Origin of the sequence: Sphingobacterium sp. UBA1498 (genome assembly GCF_002325125.1) — a bacterium.
Taxonomy (GTDB): domain Bacteria; phylum Bacteroidota; class Bacteroidia; order Sphingobacteriales; family Sphingobacteriaceae; genus Sphingobacterium.
In genome coordinates, this window is record NZ_DCRG01000009.1 from 23310 (window position 1) to 42945 (window position 19636).

The window sequence follows — 19636 nt, forward strand, 5'->3', positions numbered from 1 at the left end:
ACGAAAAAAGAATAAAAAGCAAAAGATTAAGGACTGGATGAAATGAAGATACAACACTATATTACGGGGGCTTTGATAATTGGGCTAGGAATGCAGGGATTCTCCTGTTCCAGTCAGCGGAACTTGACGCCGATGAAATTGGGACTCGACAAAGAATTTGTCCGCTTCAATTTAGAAGATGCACACAAACAAATCGCCTACCTCGCAGCATCGATCGGTGAATCGGATATGCCTACAACCTATAAAGATGGCAAATATGTAAATTGGGGTTCGAGCTGGTGGTGTTCTGGCTTTTATCCCGGTACAGTGCTTTATCTATACGAGTATACCAAGGATGAAAAGCTTTTGACGGAAGCCAAAAGTAAACTGAAGCAACTGGAGAAAGAAAAATATAACAAAGGAACACATGATTTGGGCTTCATGTTGTATTGTAGCTTTGGGAATGCATTGCGCTTGACGGGTGATTCGGTGTCCTATAAAGGAATTTTAAGTACTGGTGCAGCGTCGTTGGCAACACGTTTCCATGAAGCACCGAAAACGATTCGTTCATGGGACGGTGGCAAAAACTGGGATGGCCAGTCTTGGACCTATCCGGTGATCATCGACAACATGATGAACCTGGAATTTTTGACGGAAGTTTCCAAGATGACAGGTGATCAGCGTTATCGGGATATTGCGGTGCAGCATGCCAATACAACGATGGTCAACCATTACCGAAAAGATTATAGTTCCTACCATGTCGTGGATTACAATCCGCAAGATGGAAGTATTATTTCGAGAAAGACTGCGCAAGGAGCTTTTGATGAGTCTGCATGGGCCAGAGGGCAATCCTGGGGGCTTTATGGTTATACGATGATGTACCGCGAGACGGGCGACAGGAGATATTTGGAGCACGCGCGGCATATTGCACAGTTTTACCTGAATCATCCCAATCTTCCGAAAGATCTCATACCTTATTGGGATATGGACCAGAACAAGCTTACTCCGGATAGTAAATATTATAGCCAGAAAGACCTTCGCGATGTATCGACCGCTTCGGTGACCGCTTCGGCTTTGCTGGAACTGGCACAATACACAACAGGTAGTGAGAGCCAGCTCTATATCTCAAAGGCTGAACAAATGCTGCGGTCGCTTTCTGCTAAACCTTATAAAGCAGATTTCAAAGAAGCCGGAGGGTATATTTTAAAACATAGTGTCGGTTCTATCCCACATAAAACAGAAGTTGATGTTCCGTTAACCTATGCCGATTACTACTATGTGGAGGCATTGGTGCGGTATGACCGATTGCTCCGTGGAGAGAAGGTTATCAAGCCCTGACGAGAGGATTCTTGAGTTTTCAATAAAGTTGTTAACATTCTGTGGAAAGTGAAGTACTTATCTCGTACATCCATCTCGTGCGCTCAAATAACTACCAATTTAACACCAATACCTATATTGACAAGGGATTTATAGAGGGTTAACAGGGGGATAACAGGGGGTTAACAGGGGTATTACCTCTGTTAACCCCCTGTTAATACTTTGTAAAAGTAGTGTTACTCCTCTTTTAATGGGGAATTTGATGTTATATTAGTAATAAGTTATATACCATCAATTATAGACAAAAGGAGAAAAATCTTATGGCAATTTTACAAAATGGTCCGAACGGTGCTATTGTTGGGAAATTTGGTTCGGTGAGTGCTTATCTATTGAAAGGCCAAAATGTCGTACGTGGCGGCAAAAGAAAAAAACGAACGTCTCCGCCGAGCGAGGCCGAACTTTTAAATAGAGAAAAACAAAAAGTTGCAGGTAAGTTTGCTGGCGCCAATAAAGTAATTCTAGAGTTTGGTTATCAATCACTCGCGACAAAAGGAAGTCGTGTAGGAGCTTTCCAATTGGCGCAGCGCCACATTTTTAAAGAAACTCTTGAATTAGGTGAAGATAATAAGCCTTTTGTGAATCCTGAAAAGCTCCTCCTGTTTTCAGGTCCGCTTAACCCATTAGCTAACTGTCAAGTAAGTTTGGATGGCGATCGGATTGATCTTAGCTGGACTGTAGATGATGAATATAGAAGTAGTATATATAAAATCAATGTGGGATTGATAGACATAGAGGGCGAGTCGCGGTTGAAAATATCTATTGCCAATGTAAATCAGGGTTCCTGCTCATTTGAAGTTGAGGGGATAAGCAAGAAAGCATTCGATTGCCATGTTTATGTCGGTGTATGGGATACACTCCAAGACGACTTTTCGAATTCCATTTATTGTGGGGTTATATAATTGTTTTCGACGGAATACATAAGCTGGATTAGAAAAGTGTTATGCTTAAAGATAAAGTGTTATGCTTAAAGATAAGTTTAATGGCAAGGCTTTATGATGTAAAGCTTTGCCATTTTTGAATTATTCAACGATAACGTTTATGCCAGCCATGCTGGCCTTGTATTTGATTATTTGATCAACCCGTAGTAGCTCCAATTGCGCAGCAGGAACTCATCCCCCTTAGCAACTCCTTCTTTATTGGATTGGTTAACTAAAAGTAAGGTGCCTGCTTCAGATTTAATACAGATGTCAATGAGACGGCGACTATATAGATGAAGGCCAGAGATATCGATTCCAAGGTTGGGTTCGTTGTTAATTCAAGGGAATTTGTGCGAGATTTGAGTGATGAATTGAAAAAGTATTCAGCGCTATACCTGTGAAAACATATCTTTATATTAGTTAAAGAAAATAGAATAACTCGTACCTTTATCCAAATGACGGATATCCAGAAAAGATTTGATCGTATACTCGCTATTTATATGCATCTACAGGCCAAACCTGTTGTGACAGCGGGAGCTTTGGCAGAACGCTATGAAGTGAGCCAGCGTACGATTTACCGTGATATCCGCTCTTTGATGCAGGCTGGAGTTCCAATCTATGGCGAAGCCGGAAGCGGATACTCTTTAGTGGAGGGGTATAAAATGCCACCCTTGCAATTTACAAAAGAAGAAGCACTGAGTTTTGTGGCGGCGGAGAAACTGGTGGAAAAGTATACAGATCGGAATCTTGCGCATCATTTTACAACAGCGTTGCTGAAAATAAAAGCCATATTAAGAGGAAACGAAAAGGAGCAAGTTGCACTGGTTGGAGACAATTTTCTCGTTCGGGGCGGACGTCATCAGTTCAATGAAAAGTTGACCCATGGCACCAACATATTGATCGAAAGTATCGCTGCAAAAAAGTGCGTAGAAATTTATTATACCAAACCATCGGACAAAAATCCTGAGAAAAGGGAAATTGAAGCTGTTGGTATCTTTGTTGAAAGTAAATTCTGGTATATCCTCGCATTCTGTAAACTACGAAAGGATTATAGGCAATTTCGATTGGACCGTATAAATAATATCCGAATACTTACAGATGATTTTGGAAAAGAACATCCTGAGCTATCTTTCTTTCTCAACAAACGACATGAAGATCCGACAACTAAAGTCGTGGTACGGGTGGATAAGGAAATGGCAAGGTATATGGAATGGGACCGTCATTATTTCGGCTTTCAGCAGGAAGTGATTGCGGACGATTATGTTGAAATGCATTTTGAATGTGTAAATATGGAAAATGGATTTGCACGTTGGTATTTGATGTTTGCTGACAAAGGAAATATTATCGAGCCCGAGTCGTTGAAAGGAGTGGTAAAACGATTGCTGTCATCAGCTTTAGAACAGCTTAATCATGACAAGGTGCAGGCAGGCTTCAGCTGTATTGAAGTGGGAAAGAATACTTGCTAGGTTCTCCCTGTTGAATCCAAGCAAGTATTCTGATCGGGGTATGCCCGAAATTATCCCCTTTCCCAAAAAAACGGTGGTTGAATGCCGAGCAAGCGCAGGTAGACAAATCCCTGCCCGCGGTGATGGATTTCATTATCTATAAAATAAAGAATGCTGTGGACGACCGGCGATTTGTACTGTCCAAACAAATTGAATTCCTCAGCAAAGCGTTCTTCCGAGATCTTGTTAAATAGATCGATGAGTATTGGAGTTGCCTCGTCCCACGCTTGTAAAAGCTGGGCTTTTGTTGAATAGCTGAAATTTTCGTTTAGCTCACCACTTTTGTTATCTACGATCTCCTGTAGGCCGGGAACGGCAATTGCCAATAATTCTTTCAGCATATCCGCAAAAGTTCGCATGCCTTCTACTTTATAATTGAACAATTCTTCTTCGGGAAATTTTTCAATAGTTTGGCGGGTCAGTTTTCTATGGCCCAACCAGTGTTCAAGTAATTCTTGTTTCGAAATGATCGCTGTACTCATTTTTTCGTATTTAAAATTTAAAAATTTACATCGCCTCTTGCGTTGTAATATGCCACAAATTTAGGTGGCCCAATGACAACTGTATGGCAGTATAAATTTTGAAACTCATTTTTTTTATTTCTTTTTCTTCGAACCTTGTGATTCTTGTTGATAGGCGAAGGGGGGCAGGAGGGGTTAAGGCAGTTTTCCTGCTACAGGATAAAATAAAAAAAATAATTCATTAATTATTTGACAGTTATAAAAATGTTTGTAACTTTGCAATCCCTTAAAGGGGAAAGTATGTCTTGAGCGAAGCCCTACTGCTTCGAAGGACTTTTAATTAATTAATTTACAACATGTCAGGTATTATTGGAAAAAAAGTAGGAATGACGAGCCTGTTTAACGCTGATGGGAAAAATATTCCTTGTACAGTGATTCAGGCCGGGCCGTGCGTGGTTACGCAGATACGTACGGAAGAAAAGGATGGCTACTCGGCAATTCAACTTGGTTTCGACGAAGCTAAGGAGAAAAACACGACAGCTCCTTTGAAAGGGCACTTTGCGAAAGCAAATACAACGCCTAAGCGTAAGTTGGTAGAGTTTAAAACTTTCCCAGATGCAAAACAACTTGGTGACGTAGTTGACGTTACTCTTTTTGAAGAAGGCGAGTACGTAGATGTAGTCGGTACTTCAAAAGGTAAAGGTTTCCAAGGTGTAATGAAACGTCATGGATTTGGTGGTGTAGGTGGTGCGACTCACGGTCAGCACAACAGATTACGTGCTCCAGGTTCATTAGGTGCTTCATCATGGCCTTCACGCGTATTCAAAGGTATGCGCATGGCAGGTCGTACAGGTGGTGACAGAGTTAAAGTTCAAAACTTACAGGTGTTGAAAGTTTACGCTGAGCAAAACCTTATCGTTGTTAGTGGTTCCATTCCAGGAGCTAAAGGTTCTTATGTAATCGTAGACAAATAGTAGAGATGGAAGTTAAAGTTTTAAATTTATCAGGTAAAGAAACAGGTGCCAAGGTGCAACTTCCTGAGTCGGTATTTGGGTTAGAGCCTAACGATCATGCGATCTATTTGGATGTGAAACAATACTTAGCGAACCAACGCCAAGGAACTCACAAATCTAAACAACGTAACGAAATCGCGGGTTCTACTCGTAAATTACACAAACAAAAAGGTACTGGTGGTGCTCGTGCGGGTTCTATCAAATCTCCATTGTTTAATGGTGGTGGTCGTGTATTCGGTCCTCAACCTCGTGACTACTCGTTCAAATTGAACAAGAAATTGAAACAAGTAGCACGTAAATCAGCGTTGTCTTACAAAGCAAAAGATAATAACATTGTGGTATTGGACGAAGTGAAATTCGATGCTATCAAAACTAAAAACTATGTTGCTTTAATCGATGCGTTGAATGTAGCTGATGAGAAAACATTGTTGGTATTGCCAGCTTACGATGAAATTGTTTATAAATCAAGCAGAAACTTGAAAAAAGCAAAAGTTATTGTTGCATCTGATTTAAATACATATGATGTATTGAACGCAACAAAATTATTGTTGACAACAGATTCTGTTAAATCTTTGGAGGAAGCATTAGCTAAGTAATATGGAAATTATTAAAAAACCTATCTTGACTGAGAAAGCTTCTTTGTTAACGGAAAAATTAAACCGTTACGCTTTCAAAGTAGATCACAGAGCAAACAAAATCCAGATCAAAGCAGCTGTTGAGGCTATGTTTGGTGTTACAGTTCTTGCTGTAAACACTGCAGTAGTAGCTGGTAAAGCAAAAAGCCGTTACACAAAAGCAGGTTTCGTATCTGGTAGAGCTCCTAAGTATAAAAAGGCTGTCATTACTATTAAAGACGGCGAAACTATTGACTTTTACAGTACTATATAATAAAAAATGGCAGTTAAAAGATTCAAACCGGTAACCCCTGGTACTCGTTTTAGAGTAGGCGCAGACTACTCTGATGTTACTACAAACGTTCCTGAAAAATCGTTAGTAGTTAAAATCAACAAGAAATCAGGCGGTCGTAATAACTCCGGTAAAATGACTATGCGTTATCTCGGTGGGGGACATAAAAAAGTATACCGATTAATTGATTTCAAACGCGATAAAAAAGATATCCCTGCAAAAGTAGCTACTATTGAGTACGATCCAAATCGTACGGCTCGTATTGCATTGTTGCATTATGCAGATGGTGAAAAACGTTACATTCTTGCTCCAGCTGGTTTAGTAGTTGGTCAAACTGTAATAGCAGGTGATAAAGTTGCCCCAGAAGTTGGTAATACATTACCATTAGCAAACATTCCATTGGGTTCTATCATCCACAACATTGAATTAAATCCTGGTCAAGGTGGTTCAATTGCTCGTTCGGCTGGTACTTATGCTCAATTGTCTGCTCGTGATGGTAAATATGCCATCATCAAATTGCCTTCGAGCGAAACACGTATGATCTTATTGACTTGTGTTGCTACGATTGGTTCAGTATCGAACCATGAAAGATCTAACCAAGTGTTAGGTAAAGCAGGTCGCAAACGTTGGTTAGGTCGTCGTCCAAGAGTTCGTGGTGTTGCGATGAACCCAGTAGATCACCCTATGGGTGGTGGTGAAGGCCGTACTTCAGGAGGTCACCCACGCTCACGTACAGGTGTATTAGCTAAAGGCTTCAAAACACGTTACAAGAAGAAAACATCGAATCGTTACATCATTGAGAGAAGGAAAAAATAATGGCTCGTTCAATTAAAAAAGGTCCTTATATCGATCACAACTTAGAGAGAAAAGTTCTTTCTATGAATGAAACTAACAAAAAGTCAGTTATCAAAACATGGTCTCGTAGATCAATGATTTCCCCTGATTTTGTTGGCCATACCTTCGCAGTGCACAACGGGAATAAATTTATCCCTGTTTATGTAACAGAGAATATGGTAGGTCACAAGCTTGGTGAATTCGCTCCTACGCGTACATTCAGAGGCCACGCAGAAAAGAAAAAATAATAGGTAATGGAAGCAACAAAAAAACTTAAAAAGTCTGTCTTAATTAGACAACGCAAAGAGCAAGAGAAAGCTCAAAAAGGAGGAGCTTCGGATGCCAAATTATTGAACTGCCCGACTTCGCCTCGTAAGATGCGCTTAGTGGTAGATTTAATTCGTGGTCAACGTGTTGAAAATGCATTATACATTTTAAAACACTCAAGTAAAGAAGCTGCTGCTCGTGTAGAAAAATTATTATTATCTGCAATCAAAAACTGGGAAGCCAAAAACGAAGGTAAATCAGTGGAAGAAAGCGAACTAATTGTAAAAGAAGTATCAGTAGGTGGTGGTCGTCAATTGAAAAGATTACGTCCGGCTCCTCAAGGTCGCGGATACAGAGTTCGTAAACGTTCAAATCACGTTACGTTGGTAGTTGATAGCAAATTAAACGTTGAACAAAACTAATTTATTGAGAAATGGGACAAAAAGCAAATCCAATAGGTAGCAGATTAGGAATCATCAAAGGTTGGGATTCTAACTGGTTCGGAGGTAAAAACTATTCCGATAAATTAGTTGAAGACGAAAAAATCAGAAAATATCTTTCTGTTCGTATCGCAAAAGGTGGTGTAGCTAAAGTTGTTATCGAAAGAACGTTAAAACGTATCACTGTTACAATTCACACTGCTCGTCCAGGTATCGTTATCGGAAAAGGTGGTCAAGAAGTTGACAAGATCAAAGAAGAGTTGAAGAAACTGACTAAAAAGGATGTTCAAATCAACATTTTCGAGATCAAACGCCCTGAGTTAGATGCTAAGTTAGTAGCAGAAGGTGTCGCTAAACAATTAGAGGCACGTATTTCATTCCGTCGTGCAATGAAAACTTCAATCGCTTCTACCATGCGTATGGGTGCAGAAGGTATCAAAATCATGTGTTCTGGTCGTTTAGGCGGTGCTGAAATGGCGCGTACTGAACAATACAAAGAAGGAAGAACTCCTTTGCACACATTGCGTGCTGATATCGACTACGCTTTAGCTGAAGCATTGACTACATACGGTAAAATTGGTATCAAAGTTTGGATCTGTAAAGGTGAGGTTTACGGTAAACGTGACTTATCTCCAAACATNNTTTATTTAGATTACAACAAAAACCTGCTGAAGAAGCAGATTTAAAAAGTATACGAACATGTTACAGCCAAAAAGAACGAAGTTCAGAAAGATGCAGAAAGGCCGCATGAAAGGTAACGCTTCTCGTGGAGCGGAGTTAGCTTTCGGTTCTTTCGGTATCAAAACAATGGAGCAAGCATGGATCACTAGTCGTCAAATCGAGGCAGCTCGTATTGCGGTTACACGTTATATGAAACGTGAAGGTCAAGTTTGGATTCGTATTTTCCCTGACAAACCGGTTACGAAAAAACCTGCAGAGGTACGTATGGGTAAAGGTAAGGGTGCTCCAGAATACTGGGTAGCAGTAGTACGCCCAGGCCGTATGTTATTTGAAGCAGAAGGTGTGCCTTTGGAAATTGCCAAAGAAGCTTTACGCCTTGCCGCTCAAAAACTTCCGGTTCAAACTAAGTTTGTGATTCGTAGAGACTACGTTGAAGCATAAAATCTTGGTAATGTCATCATTTAAGCGTTAGGGCCGTTACCCCTAACGCTATATATAAACCGATGATAACCCAAATAACAACTGAAAAAACATGAAAAATTCAGAAATTTTAGAATTATCTAATGAGGACTTAAAAGCTCGTCTTGTAGAAGAGAAAACAGCCCTTACAAAATTGAAATTTGCACATGCTGTTTCAGCTATTGAGAACCCTAACGTGATCAAAGCAGCACGCAGAACTATCGCTCGTATCAGTACAGAGATCAGTGCACGCAAAGCTGCAGCTAAAAATGAAACAGCCTCTGAGGCATAAATTTAAAGTCGAAATGGAAAGAAATTTAAGAAAAACAAGAATCGGCTTAGTAGTTAGCAACAAGATGGACAAATCTATCGTGGTATCAGTGGAGCGTAAAGTGAAACACCCGATCTATGGTAAGTTCGTTAAAAAAACTACTAAATTTAAAGCTCATGACGAAACTAATACCTGCGGTATCGGCGATACGGTATTAATTATGGAAACTCGTCCGCTGAGTAAAACAAAAAACTGGAGATTAGTTGAAATTATAGAAAGAGCTAAATAACATGGTACAACAAGAATCAAGACTTAATGTAGCTGACAATAGCGGTGCTAAACAAGTTTTAGTAATCCGTGTATTGGGCGGTACGCGCAAGCGTTATGCATCAATCGGAGATAAGATTGTTGTATCGGTGAAAAGCGCTATGCCTTCAGGAAACGTGAAAAAAGGTTCCGTTTCTAAAGCAGTAGTCGTTAGAACGAAAAAGGAAATCCGTCGTAAAGATGGTTCATATATCCGTTTCGATGACAACGCCGCTGTATTATTAAATAATAATGATGAACCACGTGGTACACGTATCTTTGGCCCTGTGGCTAGAGAGTTGCGTGAGAAACAGTTCATGAAAATTGTATCATTAGCACCGGAGGTTTTATAATTATGGCACAGAAAACAAAAACAACTACGCACAAAATCAAAATTAAAAAAGGTGATTTAGTGAAAGTTATCGCTGGTAACTCTAAAGGTGTTCAAGGAAAAGTATTAACTGTTTTAGTGGATAAAAATAGAGCTATCGTTGAGGGCGCTAACATCGTGAAAAAACACACTAAACCAAGTGCAGCTAATCCTAATGGTGGTATCATTGAGAAGGAAGCTGGTATTCACATCTCTAATTTAGCTGTTATCGATCCTAAAACGGGTGCAACTACACGTGTAGGTCGTAAGTTAAACGCAGATGGTAAATTAGTTCGTTACGCTAAAAAATCAGGGGAGGAAATTAAATAATGACTTACGTACCAAGATTAAAAGTGAAATATGCGGAGGAAATCCGTAAAGCACTTCAAGAAAAATTTCAGTATAAAAGTATTATGCAGGTTCCTAAACTTGAGAAAATCGTTGTTTCACAAGGCGTAGGAGCTGCAACAGCTGACAAAAAATTAATCGATAACGCTATCGCTGAGTTGACTTTAATTACAGGTCAACAAGCTGTCGCTACAAAATCGAAAAAAGATATCTCGAACTTTAAATTACGTAAAGGTATGCCTGTAGGGGCACGTGTTACTTTGCGTGACAACAATATGTTTGAGTTCTTGGATCGTTTGGTAGCCGTATCGCTTCCACGTATTCGTGACTTCCGCGGTATTAACGATAAAGGCTTTGACGGACGTGGTAACTACAACTTAGGTATCACTGAACAGATCATTTTCCCTGAGATCAACATTGACAAAATCAACAAGATCCAAGGTATGGATATCACTTTCGTGACTTCTGCTCAAAATGATGTCGAGGCTTTAGAATTGTTGAAACAATTCGGTTTACCATTTAAAAATCAAAATACTAATAACAATGGCTAAAGAAGGATTAAAAGCACGCGAAGTAAAACGCGCTAAATTGGTAGCTAAATATGCAGCAAAACGTGCAGAATTAAAAGCTGCTGGCGATTACGCTGCATTAGATAAATTGCCTAAAAATGCTTCTCCAGTACGTTTACACAATCGTTGTAAATTGACTGGCCGTCCTAAAGGATATATGCGTCAATTCGGTATCTCTCGTGTAACATTCCGTGAGATGGCTTTAGATGGCAAAATCCCAGGGGTGAAAAAAGCTTCTTGGTAATTAAAAAAAAATACTTAATTTTGCCCGGGCAATTCAACTTAGGATTGCCGGGTTTTTTGCATTTTAAAATCGTTTAACAGATAGAAGGTCCCATACCAACGGTTGGGAGGGAAACCGCTGTCACAAATTTTCATATATAATGACTACAGATCCAATTGCGGATTACCTTACACGAGTAAGGAATGCCATCAAGGCCAACCACAGGGTTGTTGAAATTCCTGCATCGAACCTAAAAAAAGAAATCACTAAAGTTCTTTTTGATAAAGGTTACATTGCTAATTACAAATTTGATGAGAATGGCGTACAGGGTACGATCAAAATCGCATTGAAATATAACCCAATTAGCAAAATTCCGGCTATTCGTACGTTGACACGTGTGAGTAAACCTGGTTTAAGAAAGTATGCAAGCGTTGATACTATGCCCCGTGTTTTGAATGGTTTAGGTATTGCTATCTTGTCAACATCTAAAGGTGTAATGACAGATAAAGAAGCTAGACTTCAAAATGTTGGTGGTGAAGTTTTATGTTACGTTTATTAATCTAGGTAAAAGCACAAAGAAATGTCAAGAATTGGAAAAGCGCCTATCGCTATCCCTGCTGGGGTAACTGTTACTATTTCGGACAAAAACTTAGTTTCAGTAAAAGGTCCTAAAGGCGAATTAACACAACAAGTTGACCGTGACATCACGATTGCTCAAGAAGAAGGCAATATCGTTGTAACACGTCCAACTGATCAAAAGAAACACAAAGCATTACACGGTCTATACCGCTCCCTGTTGGCTAACATGGTTCACGGTGTGACTGAAGGTTACAAAACTACGCAAGAGTTAGTCGGTGTAGGTTACCGTGCTTCAAGTACTGGTAACGTATTAGAGTTAACTTTAGGTTTCTCTCACCAGATTGTTTTTGTATTGCCAAACGAAGTTAAAGTATTAACTACTGCTGAAAAAGGTAAAAACCCTACAATCACTTTAGAGTGTGCCGATAAACAATTGATCGGACAAGTAGCGGCTAAAATCCGTGGCTTCCGTAAACCAGAACCTTACAAAGGAAAAGGTGTTAAGTTTGCAGGTGAAGTATTGAGAAGAAAAGCAGGTAAATCAGCTAAAAAATAATAATCATGGCAGGACAAAAAGCATCTCGTAGAGAGAGAATCAAAAAAGGAATCAGAAAAAACCTTGCTGGAACGTCTGAACGTCCACGTTTATCGGTTTTTAGAAGTAACAAAGGTATCTATGCGCAAATCATCGATGACAATGCAGGTAAAACATTAGTTGCTGCATCTAGCTTATCAAAAGAATTTGCTGCATCAGGTAACAAAGTGGAACAATCTAAAGCTGTCGGTAAATTGGTTGCTGAAAAAGCAGTAGCAGCAGGTATTAATAAAGTAGTTTTTGACCGTAATGGGTACTTATACCATGGCCGTATCAAATCTTTGGCTGAAGGTGCTCGCGAAGGCGGTTTAGACTTTTAATCATAGAAAAAAATGGCATTAAGCAATATAAAAAGAGTAAAATCAAGCGAAATTGAATTAAAAGATCGCTTAGTAAGTATCCAACGTGTAGCAAAAGTTACTAAAGGTGGTCGTACTTTCAGCTTCTCTGCAATTGTTGTAGTAGGTGATGAAAACGGTATTGTTGGTTATGGTTTAGGTAAAGCTAAAGAAGTAACTGAAGCAATCACTAAAGGTATCGATGACGCAAAGAAAAACTTGGTAAAAGTTCCTATTATCAAAGGTACTGTTCCTCACGCACAATATGGTAAATATTCTGGTGGTTCAGTTTTGATTAAACCAGCAGTAGGTGGTACAGGAGTTTTGGCTGGTGGTGCAATGCGTGCAGTATTGGAGTCTGCTGGTATCAAAGATGTATTGGCTAAATCATTAGGTTCTTCTAACCCGCACAACGTGGTAAAAGCAACTGTAGCAGCTTTATCAGATATGCGTGATGCATATACAGTAGCACAACACCGCGGTGTCGATTTGAACAAAGTATTTAACGGTTAATTATCATGGCAAAAATCAAAATCACCCAGATAAAGAGCGTTATCGACAGAAGCGAGCGCCAAAAGAAAACTATTGAGGCATTAGGTTTGAAAAGAATCAACCACTCAGTAGAAGTTGAAGCTACTCCATCAATTATTGGAATGGTACGTAAAGTAAACCATTTAGTAGCTATCGAAACTATTTAATATNNATTATTTTTTAATCGCTAGTACCTGTTTAGTGAGAGCGAAGGGCTAGCACAATTTAGTTTAAAAATGAACTTAAGTAATTTAAAACCTGCAAAAGGTGCAGTAAAAAGTAGCAAACGTATTGGCCGTGGTACTGGTTCTGGTCGTGGTGGTACTTCAACACGTGGTCACAAAGGTGCTGGTTCTCGTTCAGGTCACTCTACGAAAATCGGTTTCGAAGGTGGTCAAATGCCTTTGCAACGCCGTGTGCCTAAATTTGGTTTCAAAAACATCAACCGTGTTGAGTATAATGGTGTAAACTTAGATACTTTACAAGCGTTGATCGAGAAATACAATTTGACAGCTGTAGATTTCGACGCATTGAAAGCTCATGGTTTAGTGTCTAAAAATGACAAAGTTAAAATCTTGGGTCGCGGTGAGTTGAAAGCTAAAGTTGAAGTAACAGCGCACGCGTTTACTGCTTCTGCTCAAAAAGCTATTGAAGCTGCAGGCGGTTCTATCGTTAAAATTTAATAAATGAAGAAACTAATCACAACCTTAACCAATATTTGGAAAATCGATGATTTACGTACGCGTATTCTAAATACCTTACTTTTTCTTTTGATTTACCGTATTGGATGTCACGTGGTATTACCAGGTGTAAATCCTCATGCGCTGGCTTCTGGTCAGAAAGAGGGTTTATTGGGCTTACTGGATATGTTTGCGGGTGGTTCATTCTCCCGTTCAGCTATCTTTGCTTTAGGGGTAATGCCATATATTTCGGCATCCATTGTTGTTCAATTGCTGGGCATCGCGGTTCCTTATTTCCAAAAGATGCAGAAAGAAGGGGAAAGTGGTCGTCAAAAAATGAACCAAATTACTCGCTATTTAACTTTAGGGATTACTTTGCTTCAAGCTTTTGCCTATGTGCGTACTCAGATCGAGCCAAGTGCTAAGACAATTGCAGATCCATTGTTCACTATTCTTACTGCAGTAGTTTTGACAGGCGGTACTTTATTTGTGATGTGGTTAGGGGAAAAAATTACAGATAAAGGTATCGGTAATGGTATTTCTTTGATCATCATGACTGGTATTATCGCTCAATTGCCAAGTGGTATCACTGCGGAATGGGTTTCGAGAATGGCGAAAGGTGGTGGTGGTCCAATTCCATTGTTGCTCGAATTTGTGGCTTTGTTCTTTGTTGTGATCTTTACGATCTTGATCGTACAGGGGGTTCGTAAAATCCCTGTGCAATATGCGAAGAAAATTGTTGGAAACAAGCAAGTCGGTGGGGTGCGTCAGTATATTCCTTTAAAGGTAAATGCTGCAGGTGTAATGCCTATCATTTTTGCGCAGGCAATTATGTTTGTGCCGATGAGTTTGGGGCAGTTCTTCCCAAATCTTCAATCGGAGTTTTTGACTTCGTTGAGTAACTATACTTCTGTAGCGTATAACGTAACATTTGCGGTGTTAATTATCGCATTTACGTTTTTCTATACAGCAATCATGGTGAATCCTCAACAGATGTCGGACGACATGAAGAAGAACGGAGGTTTTGTTCCGGGTATTAAACCGGGATTAGAGACGAGTAATTTTATAGACCGCGTAATATCAAATATTACATTTCCTGGCGCGATTTTCTTAGCGATCATTGCTATTCTTCCTGCTATTGCAAGTTTGTTTGGTATTAATAATCAATTTGCGCACTTCTATGGAGGTACGTCTTTATTGATTTTAGTAGGTGTGGTGTTGGATACTTTGCAACAGATTGAATCTCATTTGTTGATGCGTCATTACGATGGATTAATGAAAACAGGTCGTATTAAAGGCCGTTCGGCTGCGTCTGTTGAGGGAATGGATCATTCGGCAATTTAATTTCTTTAGATGTCTAAAGTATTTTATAAGTCAGCAGAAGATATAGAGCAATTGCGAAAGTCAGCAGATGTTCTTTCGCAATTGCTTGGTGAAATCGCAAAAGTGATTAAGCCCGGGGTAAAGACTATATCTCTTGATAAATTAGCTTATGAGTATATTCATGATAATGGAGGGACGCCAGCGTTCTTAAATTATCAGGGATTTCCATATTCTTTGTGTATATCTGTCAACGATCAAATTGTACACGGTTTTCCCAGCGATTACGAAATTAAAGACGGAGATCTTGTTTCAGTCGATGGAGGTGTTAATTTGAACGGTTTTATCAGTGACTCTGCTTATACCTTTGGTGTAGGTGAAATATCTGAGGAAGCACAATTGTTGTTGGATGTAACAAAGGAATCATTGTACAAAGGTGTTGAGCAGGCTGTTGCTGGTAAGCGTGTTGGAGATATTTCTTCGGCTGTCCAGGAATATGTGAGCAAATTCGGATTCGGAATTGTTCGGGAACTGGTAGGACATGGTGTAGGTTACCACTTACACGAAAAACCTGAGGTTCCTAATTATGGGAAACGAGGTGCTGGCCCAAAACTGGAAGAAGGTTTGGTCATTTGTATCGAACCGATGATCAACGCAGGGCGTGCTGGGGTTCGTTTTTGGGACGATGGTTGGACAGTAAGTACAGTGGATGGAAAATTATCAGCGCACTTTGAACAAATGGTTGCAATCCGAAAAGGAGAACCCGATGTGTTGCTGACATTCGAACATGTTGAGAAAGTTTTGGGTAAAAAGTAATTGGTTTTCAATTATTTTATTTATCTTTGCACTCCTGTTCGCAGGCTTTTAAATTAAATTTAATCGAGAATATATGGCTAAACAAGCCTCAATAGAACAAGACGGTATAATTAGAGAGGCACTTTCTAATGCTATGTTTAGGGTAGAGTTGGAAAATGGACATGAAATCATTGCCCATATTTCTGGTAAAATGCGTATGCACTATATCAAAATTTTACCTGGTGATAAAGTTAAATTGGAAATGTCTCCGTATGATTTGACTAAAGGAAGGATTACTTATCGCTACAAATAGCAGTAAGCCCTTGTATTAGCACAAGCTTTTGAAAAAATAAATATCATGAAAGTAAGAGCATCAATAAAAAAACGTAGCGCGGACTGTAAGATCATCCGTCGCAAAGGTAAAGTTTTTGTAATCAACAAAAAGAATCCTAAGTTTAAACAACGTCAGGGTTAATTCATTAAAAAAATAATAGCTTAATATTATATGGCAAGGATAGCAGGTATTGATTTACCTAAAAACAAAAGAGGTGTGATCGGCCTTACCTATATTTTTGGTATCGGTCGTACAAGAGCTGAATATATCTTGGAAAAGGCTGGTATCAGCGAAGATGTGAAGGTACAAGAATGGAATGATGACCAATTGGCAGCAATTCGTACTATCATTAACGACGAACTGAAAGTTGAAGGAGCATTGCGTTCCGAAGTTCAATTAAACATCAAACGTTTAATGGATATCGGTTGTTACCGCGGATTGCGTCACCGTAAACATTTACCAGTTCGTGGTCAACGTACTAAAAACAACTCACGTACTCGTAAAGGTAAACGTAAGACAGTTGCAAACAAGAAAAAAGCTACTAAATAATAAATAAGAAATGGCTAAAACTAAAAAAGCTGCAAAAAAGCGTATCGTTGTTATCGAACCTGTAGGTCAGGCTCACATTAACGCAACGTTTAATAATATCATTGTAACTTTGACGAATAATCAAGGTCAAACTATTTCTTGGTCTAGTGCTGGTAAAATGGGTTTCCGTGGTTCTAAAAAGAACACGCCATATGCTGCTGGTCAAGCTGCACAAGACTGTGGAAAAGTTGCACACGACTTGGGTCTACGTAAAGTTGAAGTGTTTGTAAAAGGTCCTGGTGCTGGTCGCGAATCTGCAATCAGAACATTACAAACTGTGGGAATTGATGTGACTACTATTAAAGATATCACTCCACTTCCTCACAACGGTTGTCGTCCTCCAAAACGTAGAAGAGTTTAATTAATTTAAAGATAAGATTCATTGGCTATAGGCTGATAGATACTTTAATTGTAAAAAAAAATGGCTAGATATACAGGACCTAAGTCCAAAATTGCCCGTAAATTTAGAGAGCCGATCTTCGGCCCAGATAAAGCGTTAGAAAAGAAAAATTACCCTCCTGGACAACATGGAGCTTCTAAACGCAGAGGTAAACAATCTGAATATGCTATTCAGTTGTTAGAAAAACAAAAGGCAAAATACACTTATGGTGTATTAGAGCGTCAATTCGCAAACTTATTTGCTAAAGCTTCCTCTAAACAAGGTATTACAGGTGAGATCTTCTTGAAATTACTAGAAGCTCGCTTGGACAACGTAGTTTACCGTTTAGGTATTGCTACTTCTCGTGCCGCTGCTCGTCAGTTGGTATCCCATAAACATGTTACTGTTAACGGCGAAGTTGTTAACATTCCATCATATAGCTTACGTCCTGGTGACGTTGTAGCAGTTCGTGAACGTTCTCAAACGCTTGAGGCCATTACAAATTCAGTTGCAGGTCGTACTGTAAATAAATTTTCTTGGTTAGAGTGGAATGCGAAGGAATTGAAAGGTACTTTCTTAAGCTATCCAGAAAGAGCTGATATTCCTGAAAACATTAAAGAGAACTTAATCGTTGAGTTATACTCTAAATAATAAATAAAATAGAAGAATGCATAGTCCAATTTTGGGGTATGCATCTTCTATTGTATTACTATTATTATTACAAATAAAAAATTAAAAGAAAATAAATGGCAATTTTAGCATTTCAAAGACCGGATAAAGTTATCATGCAAAAATCTACGGATTTTGATGGTACGTTTGAATTTCGTCCATTGGAGCCTGGTTTTGGTGTAACCATTGGTAATGCTTTGCGCCGTATTCTATTGTCCTCTTTAGAAGGATATGCAATTACGTCGATAAGGTTTTCTGGCGTTTCGCACGAATTTTCAACGATAAAAGGTGTTGTTGAAGACGTAACTGAAATTATCTTGAACTTGAAACAAATCCGTTTCAAAAAAACAGGTGAGATTGGCGACAACGAAAAGGTATTTGTAGTAATCAATGGTCAAGAACAGTTCTTAGCTGGTGATATCACCAAGTTCTCTAATAACTTTACGGTCTTAAACCCTGACATGGTAATCTGTAACATGGATAATTCAGTGACAATTGAATTGGAATTGAGTATTGCCAAAGGTCGTGGATACGTAAATGCTGATGAGAATAAAGTCGTTGATGCGCCAGTAGGTGTTATCGCAATCGATTCGATCTTTACTCCGATCAAGAATGTTAAATATACCATTGAGAATTACCGTGTAGAGCAAAAAACTGACTACGAGAAATTATTGTTGGATATCTCTACTGATGGCTCAATTCACCCTGAAGAGGCGCTGAAAGAAGCTGCTAAAATCTTAATTCAACATTTTATCTTATTCTCTGATGAGAATATGCTTCTTGAGTCTCAAACTAAAGAAGAAACTAAAGTTGTTGATGAAGAAATCTTACACATGCGTAAGATCTTGAAAACAGAGTTAGTAGATCTTGATCTCTCCGTGCGTGCATTGAACTGCTTGAAAGCTGCTGATATTCGCACATTAGCTGAGTTGGTTACTTACGACGTAGCTGATATGTTGAAATTCAGGAACTTCGGTAAAAAATCGTTAAGTGAAATTCAAGAGTTGGTGAAATCGAAAGGTTTGTCATTCGGAATGAACTTGGCAAAATACAAATTAGACGAAGAATAATTATTTAATAAGCGACCACTATATATAATTCCTCTTGTGCTAATGGCTCAATTTGATGGAATATAAACCATTGAATGTGTAGTAGATTAGGGAATGCAAGAACGGTATATGTAGTATAATAAAATCCAAAATGAGACACGGAAAAAAAGTAAATCACTTAGGCCGTACGGATAGCCATAGAAAAGCAATGTTGGCTAACATGGCAACGTCATTGATCAAACACAAACGTATTACAACTACTTTGGCTAAAGCAAAAGCGTTGCGTACGTATGTTGAGCCTTTGATTACTAAATCTAAAAATGATACGACTCACTCTCGTCGTACAGTATTCGCTTACTTGAAAGATAAAGATGCAGTTTCTATCTTATTCCGCGAAGTATCTGAAAAAGTGGCTAATCGTCCAGGTGGTTATACACGTATCATCAAAATGGAAAACCGTTTAGGTGATAATGCAGAAATGGCTTTCATCGAGTTAGTTGATTACAACGAAATCTACGGTAAAAAAGCTGCTGCTTCTGAGAAAAAAGCTACTCGCCGTCGTGGTGGTGCTAAGAAAGCTGCTGCTGCCGAAACTGAAGCTCCTGCAGAAGTTAAAGCTGAAGTAGAAGGTGAAGAAAAAGTTGACGGAGAATAGTCTTCTTCTGATATAGCATAAAAAAGTCCTCTTTTTAAGGGGACTTTTTTTATTTTATAACCATTCCTACCGTTATAACTAATATATTTGTATTGCTAAAATCTGATAGCTTTTTCTATTACTAGCTATTTCGTTTATCAATCTATAATTCATTAAGATGAAACCATTTAATGTTTATCCCATTAATCCCATTAACAT

33 protein-coding genes are annotated in these 19636 nt (G+C 39.0%); 32 read left to right on the top strand and 1 reads right to left on the bottom strand.

Going from position 1 to position 19636, the window contains the following annotated elements; translation table 11 throughout:
* Nucleotides 1–42 precede the first annotated feature (42 nt).
* The 3 genes from B3139_RS07640 (at nucleotide 43) to B3139_RS07650 (ending at nucleotide 3739) form a co-directional block, all read left to right on the top strand.
* Nucleotides 43–1317, top strand: coding sequence for a glycoside hydrolase family 88 protein (locus B3139_RS07640; protein ID WP_293881493.1), 1275 nt, complete (start codon nucleotides 43–45; stop codon nucleotides 1315–1317).
* Nucleotides 1318–1616: 299 nt separating this feature from the next.
* Nucleotides 1617–2255, top strand: a complete 639-nt coding sequence (locus tag B3139_RS07645) for a hypothetical protein (protein ID WP_293881494.1) — start codon at nucleotides 1617–1619, stop codon at nucleotides 2253–2255.
* A 473-nt stretch (nucleotides 2256–2728) separates the two neighbouring features.
* Nucleotides 2729–3739, top strand: coding sequence for a helix-turn-helix transcriptional regulator (locus B3139_RS07650; protein WP_293881495.1), 1011 nt, complete (start codon nucleotides 2729–2731; stop codon nucleotides 3737–3739).
* 50 nt (nucleotides 3740–3789) lie between these two features.
* On the opposite strand, the gene B3139_RS07655 is transcribed toward B3139_RS07650, so the two are convergent.
* Nucleotides 3790–4260 carry a DinB family protein gene (locus tag B3139_RS07655; RefSeq protein ID WP_209577697.1) on the bottom strand — a complete coding sequence of 157 codons (471 nt, stop codon included), beginning with the start codon at nucleotides 4258–4260 and terminating at the stop codon, nucleotides 3790–3792.
* Nucleotides 4261–4595: 335 nt separating this feature from the next.
* Between B3139_RS07655 and rplC the strand changes: the two genes are divergently transcribed.
* From rplC to rplQ, 29 genes are all read left to right on the top strand, one after another.
* Nucleotides 4596–5213 (top strand): 50S ribosomal protein L3, encoded by a 618-nt coding sequence (gene rplC, locus B3139_RS07660; RefSeq protein ID WP_046674864.1) that lies wholly within the window; start codon nucleotides 4596–4598, stop codon nucleotides 5211–5213.
* A 5-nt stretch (nucleotides 5214–5218) separates the two neighbouring features.
* Complete coding sequence (rplD, locus tag B3139_RS07665) at nucleotides 5219–5848, top strand: 50S ribosomal protein L4 (RefSeq protein ID WP_209577699.1); 630 nt, start codon at nucleotides 5219–5221, stop codon at nucleotides 5846–5848.
* Nucleotide 5849: 1 nt separating this feature from the next.
* Complete coding sequence (gene rplW / locus B3139_RS07670) at nucleotides 5850–6140, top strand: 50S ribosomal protein L23 (RefSeq protein WP_046674866.1); 291 nt, start codon at nucleotides 5850–5852, stop codon at nucleotides 6138–6140.
* 6 nt (nucleotides 6141–6146) lie between these two features.
* Nucleotides 6147–6974, top strand: a complete 828-nt coding sequence (rplB, locus tag B3139_RS07675; protein ID WP_046674867.1) for a 50S ribosomal protein L2 — start codon at nucleotides 6147–6149, stop codon at nucleotides 6972–6974.
* Entirely contained in the window at nucleotides 6974–7240 is a 267-nt protein-coding gene (rpsS, locus tag B3139_RS07680; protein ID WP_002997495.1) for a 30S ribosomal protein S19, read from the top strand. Before rplB ends, rpsS begins: the two co-directional genes overlap by 1 nt.
* Nucleotides 7241–7246: 6 nt before the next feature.
* The gene (gene rplV / locus B3139_RS07685; RefSeq protein ID WP_070570408.1) at nucleotides 7247–7681 is read left to right on the top strand and encodes a 50S ribosomal protein L22; all 435 of its coding nucleotides are present in this window, start codon (nucleotides 7247–7249) and stop codon (nucleotides 7679–7681) included.
* A gap of 11 nt (nucleotides 7682–7692) precedes the next feature.
* Entirely contained in the window at nucleotides 7693–8385 is a 693-nt protein-coding gene (gene rpsC / locus B3139_RS07690) for a 30S ribosomal protein S3 (RefSeq protein ID WP_349676340.1), read from the top strand.
* Between the two features lie 13 nt (nucleotides 8386–8398).
* A complete protein-coding gene (rplP, locus tag B3139_RS07695; RefSeq protein ID WP_046674870.1) occupies nucleotides 8399–8821 on the top strand; it encodes a 50S ribosomal protein L16 in 423 nt (140 codons plus the stop codon).
* Nucleotides 8822–8912: 91 nt separating this feature from the next.
* Nucleotides 8913–9131 carry a 50S ribosomal protein L29 gene (rpmC, locus tag B3139_RS07700; RefSeq protein ID WP_153844935.1) on the top strand — a complete coding sequence of 73 codons (219 nt, stop codon included), beginning with the start codon at nucleotides 8913–8915 and terminating at the stop codon, nucleotides 9129–9131.
* A gap of 13 nt (nucleotides 9132–9144) precedes the next feature.
* Nucleotides 9145–9399: a 30S ribosomal protein S17 gene (gene rpsQ, locus B3139_RS07705; RefSeq protein WP_046674872.1), complete on the top strand. Its 255-nt coding sequence runs from the start codon at nucleotides 9145–9147 to the stop codon at nucleotides 9397–9399.
* Between the two features lies 1 nt (nucleotide 9400).
* The gene (rplN, locus tag B3139_RS07710) at nucleotides 9401–9769 is read left to right on the top strand and encodes a 50S ribosomal protein L14 (protein ID WP_046674873.1); all 369 of its coding nucleotides are present in this window, start codon (nucleotides 9401–9403) and stop codon (nucleotides 9767–9769) included.
* 2 nt (nucleotides 9770–9771) lie between these two features.
* Entirely contained in the window at nucleotides 9772–10116 is a 345-nt protein-coding gene (rplX, locus tag B3139_RS07715; protein ID WP_070570406.1) for a 50S ribosomal protein L24, read from the top strand.
* The gene (gene rplE / locus B3139_RS07720; RefSeq protein WP_046674875.1) at nucleotides 10116–10685 is read left to right on the top strand and encodes a 50S ribosomal protein L5; all 570 of its coding nucleotides are present in this window, start codon (nucleotides 10116–10118) and stop codon (nucleotides 10683–10685) included. The genes rplX and rplE overlap by 1 nt, the downstream gene beginning before the upstream one ends.
* Nucleotides 10678–10947 (top strand): 30S ribosomal protein S14, encoded by a 270-nt coding sequence (gene rpsN / locus B3139_RS07725; RefSeq protein ID WP_209577701.1) that lies wholly within the window; start codon nucleotides 10678–10680, stop codon nucleotides 10945–10947. Before rplE ends, rpsN begins: the two co-directional genes overlap by 8 nt.
* A 136-nt stretch (nucleotides 10948–11083) precedes the next feature.
* Nucleotides 11084–11485, top strand: a complete 402-nt coding sequence (gene rpsH, locus B3139_RS07730) for a 30S ribosomal protein S8 (RefSeq protein WP_223584601.1) — start codon at nucleotides 11084–11086, stop codon at nucleotides 11483–11485.
* Nucleotides 11486–11506: 21 nt separating this feature from the next.
* Entirely contained in the window at nucleotides 11507–12061 is a 555-nt protein-coding gene (gene rplF / locus B3139_RS07735; RefSeq protein ID WP_209577702.1) for a 50S ribosomal protein L6, read from the top strand.
* Nucleotides 12058–12420: a 50S ribosomal protein L18 gene (gene rplR / locus B3139_RS07740; protein WP_370877906.1), complete on the top strand. Its 363-nt coding sequence runs from the start codon at nucleotides 12058–12060 to the stop codon at nucleotides 12418–12420. The genes rplF and rplR overlap by 4 nt, the downstream gene beginning before the upstream one ends.
* Nucleotides 12421–12432: 12 nt before the next feature.
* Nucleotides 12433–12951 carry a 30S ribosomal protein S5 gene (rpsE, locus tag B3139_RS07745; RefSeq protein ID WP_209577706.1) on the top strand — a complete coding sequence of 173 codons (519 nt, stop codon included), beginning with the start codon at nucleotides 12433–12435 and terminating at the stop codon, nucleotides 12949–12951.
* Between the two features lie 5 nt (nucleotides 12952–12956).
* Nucleotides 12957–13136 carry a 50S ribosomal protein L30 gene (gene rpmD, locus B3139_RS07750; protein WP_046674880.1) on the top strand — a complete coding sequence of 60 codons (180 nt, stop codon included), beginning with the start codon at nucleotides 12957–12959 and terminating at the stop codon, nucleotides 13134–13136.
* 69 nt (nucleotides 13137–13205) lie between these two features.
* Nucleotides 13206–13652: a 50S ribosomal protein L15 gene (gene rplO / locus B3139_RS07755; RefSeq protein ID WP_046674881.1), complete on the top strand. Its 447-nt coding sequence runs from the start codon at nucleotides 13206–13208 to the stop codon at nucleotides 13650–13652.
* Between the two features lie 3 nt (nucleotides 13653–13655).
* On the top strand, nucleotides 13656–14993 hold the full coding sequence (secY, locus tag B3139_RS07760; protein ID WP_209577708.1) for a preprotein translocase subunit SecY: 1338 nt from the start codon (nucleotides 13656–13658) through the stop codon (nucleotides 14991–14993).
* 9 nt (nucleotides 14994–15002) lie between these two features.
* Nucleotides 15003–15785, top strand: a complete 783-nt coding sequence (map, locus tag B3139_RS07765; RefSeq protein WP_209577710.1) for a type I methionyl aminopeptidase — start codon at nucleotides 15003–15005, stop codon at nucleotides 15783–15785.
* Between the two features lie 73 nt (nucleotides 15786–15858).
* The gene (gene infA, locus B3139_RS07770; RefSeq protein ID WP_002997456.1) at nucleotides 15859–16077 is read left to right on the top strand and encodes a translation initiation factor IF-1; all 219 of its coding nucleotides are present in this window, start codon (nucleotides 15859–15861) and stop codon (nucleotides 16075–16077) included.
* 45 nt (nucleotides 16078–16122) lie between these two features.
* Nucleotides 16123–16239: a type B 50S ribosomal protein L36 gene (gene ykgO / locus B3139_RS07775; RefSeq protein ID WP_013665024.1), complete on the top strand. Its 117-nt coding sequence runs from the start codon at nucleotides 16123–16125 to the stop codon at nucleotides 16237–16239.
* 30 nt (nucleotides 16240–16269) lie between these two features.
* Nucleotides 16270–16647 (top strand): 30S ribosomal protein S13, encoded by a 378-nt coding sequence (gene rpsM / locus B3139_RS07780; RefSeq protein ID WP_209577713.1) that lies wholly within the window; start codon nucleotides 16270–16272, stop codon nucleotides 16645–16647.
* Nucleotides 16648–16657: 10 nt separating this feature from the next.
* Entirely contained in the window at nucleotides 16658–17047 is a 390-nt protein-coding gene (gene rpsK / locus B3139_RS07785) for a 30S ribosomal protein S11 (RefSeq protein ID WP_046674885.1), read from the top strand.
* Nucleotides 17048–17107: 60 nt separating this feature from the next.
* The gene (gene rpsD, locus B3139_RS07790; RefSeq protein ID WP_293881583.1) at nucleotides 17108–17716 is read left to right on the top strand and encodes a 30S ribosomal protein S4; all 609 of its coding nucleotides are present in this window, start codon (nucleotides 17108–17110) and stop codon (nucleotides 17714–17716) included.
* A gap of 95 nt (nucleotides 17717–17811) precedes the next feature.
* Nucleotides 17812–18804, top strand: coding sequence for a DNA-directed RNA polymerase subunit alpha (locus B3139_RS07795; protein WP_046674887.1), 993 nt, complete (start codon nucleotides 17812–17814; stop codon nucleotides 18802–18804).
* Nucleotides 18805–18934: 130 nt separating this feature from the next.
* The gene (gene rplQ, locus B3139_RS07800; RefSeq protein WP_209577717.1) at nucleotides 18935–19438 is read left to right on the top strand and encodes a 50S ribosomal protein L17; all 504 of its coding nucleotides are present in this window, start codon (nucleotides 18935–18937) and stop codon (nucleotides 19436–19438) included.
* Nucleotides 19439–19636 lie beyond the last annotated feature (198 nt).